13 protein-coding genes are annotated in these 12153 nt (G+C 47.6%); 11 read left to right on the top strand and 2 right to left on the bottom strand.

Going from position 1 to position 12153, the window contains the following annotated elements:
• From QXL29_08190 to QXL29_08160, 7 genes are all read left to right on the top strand, one after another.
• The coding region (locus QXL29_08190) for a hypothetical protein (protein ID MEM2284565.1) at nucleotides 1-269 on the top strand (269 nt) is incomplete at its 5' end.
• A gap of 3 nt (nucleotides 270-272) precedes the next feature.
• Nucleotides 273-413, top strand: coding sequence for a hypothetical protein (locus QXL29_08185; protein ID MEM2284564.1), 141 nt, complete (start codon nucleotides 273-275; stop codon nucleotides 411-413).
• A 331-nt stretch (nucleotides 414-744) separates the two neighbouring features.
• Nucleotides 745-1857, top strand: a complete 1113-nt coding sequence (locus QXL29_08180; protein MEM2284563.1) for a hypothetical protein — start codon at nucleotides 745-747, stop codon at nucleotides 1855-1857.
• A 14-nt stretch (nucleotides 1858-1871) separates the two neighbouring features.
• Nucleotides 1872-2729: a hypothetical protein gene (locus QXL29_08175; GenBank protein MEM2284562.1), complete on the top strand. Its 858-nt coding sequence runs from the start codon at nucleotides 1872-1874 to the stop codon at nucleotides 2727-2729.
• A gap of 305 nt (nucleotides 2730-3034) precedes the next feature.
• A complete protein-coding gene (locus tag QXL29_08170) occupies nucleotides 3035-3184 on the top strand; it encodes a hypothetical protein (protein MEM2284561.1) in 150 nt (49 codons plus the stop codon).
• Nucleotides 3185-3229: 45 nt separating this feature from the next.
• The gene (locus tag QXL29_08165; protein ID MEM2284560.1) at nucleotides 3230-3415 is read left to right on the top strand and encodes a hypothetical protein; all 186 of its coding nucleotides are present in this window, start codon (nucleotides 3230-3232) and stop codon (nucleotides 3413-3415) included.
• 158 nt (nucleotides 3416-3573) lie between these two features.
• Nucleotides 3574-6540, top strand: coding sequence for a hypothetical protein (locus QXL29_08160; protein MEM2284559.1), 2967 nt, complete (start codon nucleotides 3574-3576; stop codon nucleotides 6538-6540).
• 28 nt (nucleotides 6541-6568) lie between these two features.
• Here QXL29_08160 and QXL29_08155 read toward each other — a convergent pair whose 3' ends face one another.
• A complete protein-coding gene (locus tag QXL29_08155; protein ID MEM2284558.1) occupies nucleotides 6569-7414 on the bottom strand; it encodes an FkbM family methyltransferase in 846 nt (281 codons plus the stop codon).
• A gap of 159 nt (nucleotides 7415-7573) precedes the next feature.
• Between QXL29_08155 and QXL29_08150 the strand changes: the two genes are divergently transcribed.
• The 4 genes from QXL29_08150 to QXL29_08135 all read left to right on the top strand — a co-directional run bounded on the left by QXL29_08150 (nucleotide 7574) and on the right by QXL29_08135 (nucleotide 10911).
• Nucleotides 7574-8266: a hypothetical protein gene (locus tag QXL29_08150; GenBank protein MEM2284557.1), complete on the top strand. Its 693-nt coding sequence runs from the start codon at nucleotides 7574-7576 to the stop codon at nucleotides 8264-8266.
• A 70-nt stretch (nucleotides 8267-8336) separates the two neighbouring features.
• On the top strand, nucleotides 8337-8861 hold the full coding sequence (locus QXL29_08145; GenBank protein MEM2284556.1) for a hypothetical protein: 525 nt from the start codon (nucleotides 8337-8339) through the stop codon (nucleotides 8859-8861).
• A gap of 32 nt (nucleotides 8862-8893) precedes the next feature.
• A complete protein-coding gene (locus QXL29_08140) occupies nucleotides 8894-9181 on the top strand; it encodes a hypothetical protein (GenBank protein ID MEM2284555.1) in 288 nt (95 codons plus the stop codon).
• Between the two features lie 2 nt (nucleotides 9182-9183).
• The gene (locus tag QXL29_08135; protein ID MEM2284554.1) at nucleotides 9184-10911 is read left to right on the top strand and encodes a hypothetical protein; all 1728 of its coding nucleotides are present in this window, start codon (nucleotides 9184-9186) and stop codon (nucleotides 10909-10911) included.
• Nucleotides 10912-11490: 579 nt separating this feature from the next.
• Here QXL29_08135 and QXL29_08130 read toward each other — a convergent pair.
• The gene (locus tag QXL29_08130; GenBank protein MEM2284553.1) at nucleotides 11491-11742 is read right to left on the bottom strand and encodes a hypothetical protein; all 252 of its coding nucleotides are present in this window, start codon (nucleotides 11740-11742) and stop codon (nucleotides 11491-11493) included.
• Nucleotides 11743-12153: the final 411 nt, after the last annotated feature.

The raw sequence follows: 12153 nt of genomic DNA, 5'->3' as shown, positions 1-12153 counted from the left end.
TGATAGACGCCATGCCCGTAGACGCGGCAACCAAAAACACGCTTAAAGCGATGTGGGAACAGTTCATACGCGTAAGGCCAGTCTACGACGAAGTAAGACGCTACGTAACGGAGCTAATAACCGACTTCGTGGAGGACGTAATAACAGAAGCCGACTTCATAAACGAGCTAAACGCGCTAAAAGAATGGGGCCTAGGAGACGACGAAATAATGTTCTACAAAGCCATAGCGGGGATGAGAAAAGCGAGACGCCTAAAAAGGAGGGGGTAACACGTGAGTGAAACCGATAAAAAAATAGAATCACTACTAAAAACCATGGATGAAATAGAGAAATCAATAGCCTCAACCCTTTCAACAGGTAAACCATCAGCCAAACCGACCACAACCCCCAAACCGTTAAAAGAGCTAAAGTAGGAGGAACCCATACGTCGAGATGGAAACTAGCATATAAAGGAGTCGAAGTCCTAAGCCCGGAGGAATGGAACAGGGTAGTAGACGCACTAGAAGACCTAGACAAAAGGGTCAAATGCGGGCTGGCCAAGTTCAACGGAGACGGCTCAACCACAACCTTCAACATACCCCACAACCTAGAAGCCGAACCCGCATCGGTAACAGTTCAAAAAGCCGCACCAGACCTACCCGACGTAGACTACATCCTAGCTGACGATACAAACATAACCGTAATCTTCAAAACCCCGCCTCCAAGCGGAACCGAAAACGTAAGGCTCTACTGGGCCGCCTTCAAATGGTAGACTATTACAAGATGATGGTTGAAAGGACGAGAAACTACGTCTACGTAGTCTACCCTAGGTACAAACATGTAAGCTTCAGCTTTGTAGGCGAAAACCACTACCAACAGTTAAAACGCTGGTTCAGAGCGTACGCAATAGACGAGAACGCCCTACCCGTAAGCGAAATAGTCAGCCGTCCACTCATATACCTACACCCCTACTTCTACGTAATGGATAGAGAGGAGAAAAGACTATCAAGACGCATGACACGCTTCAAGGGAATAATAGGCGTAGACGTAGCCGACGGAGACCACATAACAAACAGAGCCGTAGAACTGGCAAACATGGCCACAGCCATGATAGTACCATCAAACTTCTGCTACAAGGCATACGTAAACTCAGGCGTAAAAACACCAGTCCACGTAGTACCGCACGGAGTAACAGAAGAATGGATAGACCTACCCCCACAACAACCATGCCCACTTACACATGTAGAGAAAACAAAAAAGGGGGAGACCGGAGCGAAAGTGCTACTAGCCTTCATAATACATAGCCCCTTCAGAAAAGGCCTAGACATACTAATAGAAGTATACAAGGGAATAGTGAGGGAACATAGAAACACAATACTCATGGTTAAAACCATGAAGGGACTAGGCATCATACCGCCGACGGTACAAAAAGCAGGAGGAGTACTCGAAGAATCCATGCAGCCCCCCATAGTGGAAAAATGGTTCACAGAACGTGAAAAAATAAGCATATACGACGCGGCAGACCTCTTCCTACTAACAAGCAGGGGAGGAGGCTTCGAGCACTCAGGGCTAGAAGCACTAGCCAGAGGCATACCGGTCATAGCCGCAAGGGGAGGCTCATGGGAGGACTACGTACCATCATGGGGCCTAGTCCCATCAAAACGAAGCCCCCCAGTCCTAGAGGGAAACCCCATACACGACGGCCACGGCGTCGAAATGCTCATAGACAAAGCCGTAGACAAAGCCCTAACAATAATTGATAACCTAGAAGAATACAAGGCCAAAACAAAAGAATACGCAAACACCCACATAAGAAACAAGTATACATGGAACAGGATAGGCGAAACCCTAAGAGACATAACACTCAAATACCTCTAAACATAGATAGACACGTGCTCACAAAAAATAAACGCGTACTATACGTAGCCGGTAACCCCGTCAACGTAGGAGACATGTACCTAACAGAGTTCATAGACCCATCATCCTACGGGGCACAAGTAGTCTTCACAAACGCAGTCTCAAAGCTGGCAAAACTACTAAGAGAAGACGAAAAATGGTACAGCTACGTAAACCGCTACGGACTAGCAAACATACTCGCGGTTTTCTGCTGGAGCTACGTAAACGTAAACATACCATACCGCTACGACACAGAAGTATTCAAAAGGATAGACTTCTGGCTAACACCAAGCGAAACCATATCAACATTCAAAGCAGGAGACTGTGAAGATACATCGTTCATTTTGGCCTCAGCCTTGGAAAACGTTGTAAACATGGAAAAACCAGACCCAAAAAGGTACTACACGTGTATAGGATACTACTACGACGGAACCTACTGGGGCCACGCCTTCATACTGTGGCGCAACACCTACCTTAAAGGCCTATACGTCTTCGAGACAACCATGGATAGAGAAGTACCGCCATGGGTATGGTATCCTTGGAGCAAGGAACACTACATACCGGCCATAGTCTTCAACAGGAACTACTACGGAACCCTCCTAAACACGGAGGTGCAGAAAGACCTATGCGTAGACGAGAAGTACGTAAAGCAGCACGAGGAGGCCGTAAAAGCCATGATAGACTACGTGTACACCGGTAAACCGTTAAAGCAAAGCTGGAGGCATAAAACCGAGGGGAGAAAGGTTATGATGCGCAGCGTCAAATACATAACGCCTAAACCCCTCCCAACACCATTAAACCTTATAGCCAAGCTACGCGTCCGAAGAAGGCTCGGAGGATACCTACATGAGTAAACGCAAAATAAACATAAACATAAACAGCGAACTGGAGTTCCGCGAGTTCGTACTCTTCAAGCTTGGACAGCACGATATGGCCCTCAAAATCCTCATAACGCTTGAAACGGTAACCCTATCAATATTAATATACGTGCTCAAACTATTAATGTAGGAGGTGAAGATAAACGCCCGTATTAGTAGCCGAGCTACAACCAATAATAGTCATAACCGCACTCGTAATAGGAGCGATACGTGGAGCCATAGGCTTCCTGCTGGTAGCCGAGGAAAACGAGCCGTTCTCAGCTAGAAAACATTTTAAAACCGTGGTTAGATACGCAGTCTTCAACCTAGCAGCCGTAAACCTAATAGCCCTAAGCGGAGTCCAATGGACAGTAATGGGAGTAATAATATTCACCCTAAGCCAGCTAGCGATGGAGCTAGGCTTCGACATAAAAGAATACATGAAAACCTAAAGGTTTAATACACCTCCAAACCCAAAAACAGTAAGGTGAAGCCACATGGCCAGATGCCCCCTAATAGGCAGATGCAACGAGAAAGTAGACATGGAAAAATACAACAACGTATGCGCAAACCTAATAGAGGACGCATACAAGAAGTGCAACGCGTACAAGACGGCTTCAAGCCAGCTTAAAACCCCGAAGGAATGGGAAGAATTCTTCACAGCACCCCCAAGAACAGCCTAAACAACCCGCATATGCCCGTCATATACGGCTACGAAGTACGCTACGTCAGCTACGGAGACACCATAATGCCCGAAGACCACAACAACAGAGTACTCGTACTACTGAAAATATGCGACGAACTGTCAAGGGTATGCAGCGAAGCCACATGGTGAAAACACGTGGCAACCAAGGAGGAGGTGCAGGCCAGAATAGCCGCATTAAAAGAAAGGGTCAGCAGAATACGCACCGTTAAATACGGAGACTACGTACTTTCAAGCGACTACAACGAGGTAGCCTCATGCCTAGCCGAAGCCGCAGACATACTCTCAAAACTACCCTTAACCAAGGAAATAATCAAAGTAATAACTAAAGTAATAACTAAAGTAGTAGCCCTAACCCTTGGCCTCGGTGAAGACTTAGTTACCTCTTTAGCCGTATCCGGCAACTACCTATACGTAGGACTACTTACGATTCCGGGTAAAATAGTTAAAATAGACTTAACGAGGTTCATAGAGGTATCAATCCTAACCTTAGATACTGGAGAAGACTACGTTCGCGCCTTAGCCGTCTTCGGTAATTACCTATACGTAGGCCTATGGACGACTCCGGGTAAAATAGTTAAAATAGACTTAACGACGTTTACAAAAGTAGCGACGCTAACCTTATACGAAGGAGAAGACTTCGTTAACTCTTTAGCTGTATCCGGCAACTACCTATACGCTGGCCTAGATACGTCTCCGGGTAAAATAGTTAAAATAGACCTAACAACATTCACAAAAGTAGCGACGCTAACCTTAGATACTGGAGAAAACTACGTTCGCGCCTTAGCCGTCTCCGGCAACTACCTATACGCTGGCCTGTACACGTCTCCGGGCAAAATAGTTAAGGTGGACTTATCCACCTTCACAAAAGTATCAACCTTAACCTTCGGCACAGATGAAAACGGTGTTCTCTCTTTAGCCATATCCAATAACTACTTGTACGCGGGTCTAGAAACGTGGCCGGGAAAAGTAGTCAAGGTAGACCTATCAACCTTCACAAAAGTAGCGACACTAACACTAGCTAGTGGTGAAGACAAGGTTCGAGCCTTAGCCGTATCCGACACCTACCTATACGCTGGCCTAGATACGTCTCCGGGCAAAATAGTTAAGGTAGACCTATCAACCTTCACAAAAGTAGCGACGCTAACCTTATACGAAGGAGAAGACTACGTTTACGCCTTAGCCGTATCCGATAACTACCTCTACGCGGGACTAGCTACGACTCCGGGCAAAATAGTTAAAATGGACTTAACAACATTCACCAAAGTAGCAACGCTAACGCTAGCCGCCGGTGAAAACTACGTTTACGCCTTAGCCGTATCCGATAACTACCTCTACGCTGCCCTACGTACGATTCCGGGCAAAATAGCTAAAATAGACCTACCAACATTCACCAAGGTAACAACACTAACCTTAGACACCGATGAAATCCAAGCTCAAGCCTTAGCCGTATCCGGCAACTACCTATACGTAGGACTAAATACGTCTCCGGGCAAAATAGCTAAAATAGACTTAACGACGTTTACAAAAGTAGCGACGCTAACCTTAGCTGCTGGAGAAGACGTCGTTAACTGTTTAGCTGTATCCGGCAACTACCTATACGCAGGACTAAATATGTCTCCGGGTAAAATAGTTAAAGTAGACTTAACGACGTTTACAAAAGTAGCGACGCTAACCTTAGCTGCTGGAGAAGGCTACGTTTGGGCCTTAGCCGTATCCGGCAACTACCTATACGTAGGCCTAGATACGTCTCCGGGCAAAATAGTTAAGATAGACTTAACAACATTCACAAAAGTAGCGACACTAACCTTAGATACTGGAGAAAACTACGTTCGCACCTTAGCCGTATCCGGAGGCTACCTATACGCTGGCCTGTACACGTCTCCGGGCAAAATAGTTAAGGTAGACTTAACAACATTCACAAAAGTAGCGACATTAACCTTAGACGCAGATGAAGGCTACGTTTACGCCTTAGCCGTATCCGGCAACTACCTATACGTAGGACTAAATAAGTCTCCGGGCAAAATAGTTAAGGTAGACCTATCCACATTCACAAAAGTAGCGACATTAACCTTAGACGCAGGAGAAGACTACGTTCGCGCCTTAGCCGTATCCGACACCTACCTATACGCAGGACTAGTTACGGAACCGGGTAAAATAGTTAAAGTAAACTTAACAGCCTTCACCGAAGTAACAACACTAACACTAGGTGCCGAAAGAGACTACGTTACCTCTTTAGCCGTATCCGGCAACTACCTATACGCTGGCCTAGATACGTCTCCGGGTAAAATAGTTAAAATAGACTTAACGAGGTTCATAGAGGTATCAATCCTAACCTTAGACACCGATGAAGACTTTGTTACCTCTTTAGCCGTATCCGGCAACTACCTCTACGTAGGCCTATATACGATTCCGGGTAAAATAGTTAAAGTAGACTTAACGACGTTTACAAAAGTAGCGACGCTAACCTTAGACGCAGGAGAAGACTTCGTTTACGCCTTAGCCGTCTCCGGAGGCTACCTCTACGCAGGACTACTTACGTCTCCGGGCAAAATAGTTAAGGTAGACCTATCAACCTTCACAAAAGTAGCGACGCTAACCTTAGACGAAGGAGAAGACTACGTTAACTCTTTAGCTGTATCCGACACCTACCTCTACGTAGGCCTATATACGGAACCGGGTAAAATAGTTAAAGTAGACTTAACGACGTTTACAAAAGTAGCGACGCTAACCTTAGACGCAGGAGAAGACGACGTTTACGCCTTAGCCGTCTCCGGCAACTACCTATACGCTGGCCTAGATACGTCTCCGGGCAAAATAGTTAAAATAGACCTAACAACATTCACAAAAGTAGCGACGCTAACCTTAGACACAGGAGAAGACTACGTTTGGGCCTTAGCCGTACTCGAAGGCTACCTCCACGCTGGCCTAGATACGGAACCGGGTAAAATAGTTGTAGTGGACTTATCCACCTTCACCAAGGTGGCAACACTAATCTTCTGCGCAGGTGAAGACTACGTTTGGGCCTTAGCCGTCTCCGGCAACTACCTATACACAGGCCTATATACGAAACCGGGTAAAATAGTTAAGGTTCTCGATAGTTAAGCTAATCCTAAACAAGCATGTAAAAGCGCTACTCAAGCAGTTTAACCCATAGTTCCTCCTTCTCAACGTGCTCCGGCAACTCATATATGAAGTCCACAAGGCTCATACCCCACCACCAATCATACGGCAAACCATAATACCAATCCCTACCCTCCATAACGTTTCTCAAACAATGGTTAACCCAATGGTTCACCAGTAAAGGCTTAACCACACCAACAGGCCTAGAACCATGCCAGTAAAACCTATGAGGCTCAGTCAAGTAAACCACCCTATACCCCTCACGCTTCAACAAGTCCTTAATCAAACCGTAAGTATTAATCTTATAATGCCTAAAATCGTGGTGCTCAACCACAATAAACGGCCTACACCTACGTATAAGCCCCATCATACCCTGAACCACGTTCCACTCGTACCCCTCAACGTCCACCTTCACAACGTCAACCCAATCCAACACCTCATCCAACGTCTTAACCTCAACGTCAACACACCCCCAACCCCCATAACCCTCAAGCAGCGTCGAACCCGGAGCCATCAAATACAGCCTTCTAACCTCACTCCTATCACCCAAAGCGTACGGGTACACCTTAACATTGGATAAACGGTTAAGCTCAACGTTCCTAAGAAGCGTAGCCCTCGAAACCGGGTTAGGCTCAAAACTATGAACCTCCCTTACACGTGCAGCCAGCCTAACCGTATAGTAGCCGACAAACGCACCAACATCACAGAAAACCACATCCTTAGAGGCAACGCTCCCCAACGCCCTCAAAACGCTAAGCTCACCCTTACTTAAAACCTCAACGTCATGCTCATGCCCCCTACCCCTACCAACAGCCCACTTAAACCCATCCCAACTCTCAACAACATCGTACTCCACACATAAACACCCACACCCAACCATACATATCGCCACGCTTTTAACGTTTACCGCCCTTAAACCGGAAAACAGCAAAGGTTAATAGCGTAGGCGTCAAGCTTTACACCGATGCCAGCCAGAAGGAGAAGGACGCTTTCAAGGTCATCCGTACAGCGAACCATGATGTGGAACGCAAAGATGAAGTCCGAAGTCTACGCGGAGTACCTAAAGGCCACCAGGCCCCTAGCGCTACCAAAGGTAGCCGAATACCAAGCAATACATGAACACCTCATAGCCACCCTCAAGGAAATACTCAGCAGGTTCTCCTCGGAGTACTCAATCATGCAGGAGTACATGTGGTACGCCGAAAAAATGTGGAAAATAGTTAAAAACTACACCTCAAAAGCCCTACAGCTACAGGCAGACGCCCTCTACCTCTGGTATCTAGCCAGAGGCTTAAACGACGCAGCGCTCAGAGCCGTAGCCCAAGCGTTAGGCGTAAAAATAAGCCCAGTAGAGGAAATAGTTGACAGGGTTCTGGCGCCCATGCTACTCAAAATAGTGAGCAAAGGCTCAATAACAACCGACGGAACCGAACAAACCATATTCGAGTACACAGGACTAGCCATGCTCAGCGGCTACATAGACCTATCCAACATGGCGGACGGAGACACCATAACCATAAACACCTACGCCAAAATAAAGGAGGACGGAGAATACAAAAGGTACGGGTCTGACACCTTCACAGGCAAACAGGAAGCACCAGCCCTATACTTCCCACCAAGACTAACAGCGTACGCCTACAAGGTAACAATACAGCAAACAGCGGGAACCTTCAAAACCTTCGACTACCTCTTCACAAAGGGAGTATAGCTTTAAAACACGCAAACACGTAGAAAACCTTTTAAAAGACCTAAAACCCCACTATACCTAGGTATAAACCATGTGTCCGGACTTCCCCAAGCCGGTAGTCACAGTTGACCCGGCACCAATATGGACATACAGCACCCGAACGCTAACCGCCTTCACCGGCCAGCCCAGAACGGACTTAATGGGTGAGGACGCAAGCTTCGAGGCTGGAACAGGAACCAGAAAGACAAGGATAGATAGGCTCGCAAACATAGAGGCCTTCGATACACCCATAGAAGGAACCCTCACAGCCGACGGAAGCGAACAGAACGTCGTCCTAGACGAGGTTGAAGGCAACCCGCCCAGATTCCTAGAAGGCCACATAGACCTATCCAACATGGCGGACGGAGACACCGTAGTCATAAGGCAGTACTTCAAGATATCACCAACCGGAACCTACAAGAAGTACGCTGAGGAAACGTTCAGCAACGCCCAGCCAATACCGTTACTACACGTAATCTCAAACGTCGGCAGGTACGGAATAAAGGTAACCCTCCAGCAAACCGCTGGAACATACCGCTCATTCGACTACCAGTTCTTCAGGAGAAGAGTAGCGTAAAAGGTAGCGTAAAAACAGGTGTAGACACAGCCTTGACGTACAACCCCCACGAGAAGTACGTCAAGGTAGGCGAATGCCGAAGGTGCGGGCGGTGCTGCGACCTACATTGCCCCCACTTCAAGTGGGTCGCCCTAAGAAACATAAAGGCGGGCGAAACATTCGAAAGCGGTAAGGACGCAGGCTACATCGCCGCGTACTGCGACATCTATGACCAGCCGATAACCTCGAACGGGTGCACACCTGAACAGCGCAAGAACTTCCCCTTCAACCCACACCAGACGCCGCCGAAGTGCGGCTTCAAATGGGTTAAGGCCATGTAAAAATGCCCAAATACCTCCTAACCAACGAGGTCATCGCAACAGAACTATGGAAAATGCTCGAAACCAACCCAGCGTACTCCGAAGACCTAACCACGAAAGCCAAAGTAGGCAAATCAGCCGCATGCACCTACTTCAAGTTCAGGCCGGGCGTCCTAGTAAGCACGGCTGGCGACTTCCCAGACATATCCTTAGCCAAAAGCGGATGGAGAACCGACACCACCCTAAGTGGAACCCTTCAGGCTGGAACATGGACTTTCAGGGTGAGGCTTGAAAACGACACGAAATACGCCTTCTCAGTCAGGGTAGCCGTTAGGCTCTCAAAATCCGTAAACCCGGACGGCTCCAACGCCACCCTAATAACCGTCTCCGAAAGCCCCAACGTCCTAAACCTACCGGCCTCAGCCGGAGGCTCAGTATCAGACACTTGGACATGGGACGCCCCAGACATAACATTTGATAACGAGTACCTCTTCGCAGAGTACAGAATACACATAGTGGTCGCCGGAACCAGTACTACGTGTCAATGCTCCTTCGCCTGCGACGAAGACCCAGCCGTAGCCGACGAATCCATAGAGACACCCCCATTCGCACCTCCTCCTCCACCTCCTCCTCCACCCCCTCCCCCTCTTCCTGAAACCATAATCGCCAAAGAATTCCCCATGACGTACCTAGCTGAACCGGTCAAAGCCAAAGAGTTAAGGTCAAAAGTCTCCAATGTGCTAATCATACACATAGCCAAAGACTGCCCAGAAATCCTAATAAAATTCAGGAGAGCCACAGAACTTAGAAGCAAGTTCGTACCCCCTCTAATAAAAATAGCAACACTAACGCTAGCCGCCGGTGAAAACTACGTTTACGCCTTAGCCGTCTCCGATAACTACCTCTACGCTGCCCTACGTACGATTCCGGGCAAAATAGCTAAAATAGACCTACCAACATTCACCAAGGTAGCAACGCTAACCTTAGACACCGATGAAATCCAAGCTCAAGCCTTAGCCGTATCCGGCAACTACCTATACGCAGGACTAAATACGTCTCCGGGCAAAATAGCTAAAATAGACTTAACAACGTTTACAAAAGTAGCGACGCTAACCTTAGCTGCTGGAGAAGACGTCGTTAACTGTTTTGCCGTCTCCGATAACTACCTATACGCAGGACTAAATATGTCTCCGGGTAAAATAGTTAAAGTAGACTTAACGACGTTTACAAAAGTAGCGACGCTAACCTTAGCTGCTGGAGAAGGCTACGTTTGGGCCTTAGCCGTATCCGGCAACTACCTCTACGCTGGCCTAGATACGGAACCGGGCAAAATAGTTAAAATAGACCTATCAACCTTCACAAAAGTAGCGACGCTAACCTTAGATACTGGAGAAAACTACGTTCGCACCTTAGCCGTATCTAATAACTACCTATACGCTGGCCTGTACACGTCTCCGGGCAAAATAGTTAAGGTGGACTTATCCACCTTCACAAAAGTAGCGACATTAACCTTAGACGCAGGAGAAGGCTACGTTTACGCCTTAGCCGTATCCGGCAACTACCTATACGTAGGACTAAATACGTCTCCGGGCAAAATAGTTAAAATAGACCTACCAACATTCACAAAAGTAGCGACGCTAACCTTAGACGCAGGAGAAGACTACGTTCGCGCCTTAGCCGTATCCGACACCTACCTATACGCAGGACTAGTTACGGAACCGGGCAAAATAGTTAAGGTAATCATTGGCTGAGCTTTTCCACCTCCAATACAAAGTAGTCCACGTATCCCATACATACTGTTTTAGCTCGTCACCATGAACCGTTTTTCACCGCGTTTAACGCTTTCTTAGACGTAAGGCCTCAACCAGCCTCGTAAAGAACTTGCATCAACAGAGAAAACACACCATAAATCCTTAAACAGAAAAAGTAAAACCGGTTAAAACCCCCCAGCAACACTTAAGCCTTCAGAACGTTACTTGAACTTTTCAAGTTCCCCCACCCCACCCATACCTCACACCCTCACCGCTTAAACAACGACACTTAAACACCCAAAACGCTACTCCACCCCCCCAGACCCCGCCATACCATGCGGCCCTCACACCATCACCATTTAAACACCAACACTTAAGCCTTCAGAACGTTACTTGAACTTTTCAAGTTCCCCCACCCCTCGTATCTGTCTTTGTTTTGTCCTCGTCTACGTTTGACGGCTACACGTGTACGTATACGTTTAAACCGTGAAACCGAGGAGAAGAAAAAAGAAAGAAGTAAGAGGAAAACAGGTAAAAAGAAAAAAGAATGGGAAGGTTTAGACGTAAACGGCGTTAACTTCACTTAACCCTGTACACGACGAAAACCAGTTCTCCCCTTTCATCAGCGTAAACCTCTCCGTATGATACGGCCTTGTGCTCCAGGAGCCAGTCCTGGAGCAACTCTTGATACTTCGACCATCTCTCCCCTCCGCCTTCGTAGCGCGGAGCGCCGGGAGCATCCCTCCCAGAGGGGGGGTACTCCCCGACTACCTCCCTCCCCTCCGGGGTGTAGGCGACTATTACAAATCTCGTAACAGCCTTTTTCTTCACTCTTTTCCACCTCCACTACTAACACTAACAAGCTAGTATATAAACCCACCGATAATCACCATGCCTCGTGAAGCAGTCCGCTTAAAACGCGACGGCAACAAGCCTAAAGCAACCGTAAACAAGCCTCGTAACAGCCCCGTATACCACCCTAAGCCTCGAACCATTCCGGCCTCGAAAAACCACGCGTACAGAAAAAAGGAGAGCTTAAAACGCGTAGGCCTCAAGCGAGGAAAAAGAAGAAAGAAGGGGAGGGAAAACGGGGAGGCTTACGGGTCGTCGTCTTCGTAGCCGAGTTGTTCCCTAAGCCGATGTATCTCCTCTAGGAGCCAGTCAATGTACTCATCCACCGAGTCTCTCACCTTGTTTATATCAACAAACACATCGCGCTCGCTATCCACAAGAGTGGACAGC

The sequence above is a fragment of the Zestosphaera sp. genome, from assembly GCA_038843015.1.
Taxonomy (GTDB): Archaea; Thermoproteota; Thermoprotei_A; order Sulfolobales; family NBVN01; genus Zestomicrobium.
This window is presented reverse-complemented; position numbering and strand designations above follow the sequence as displayed.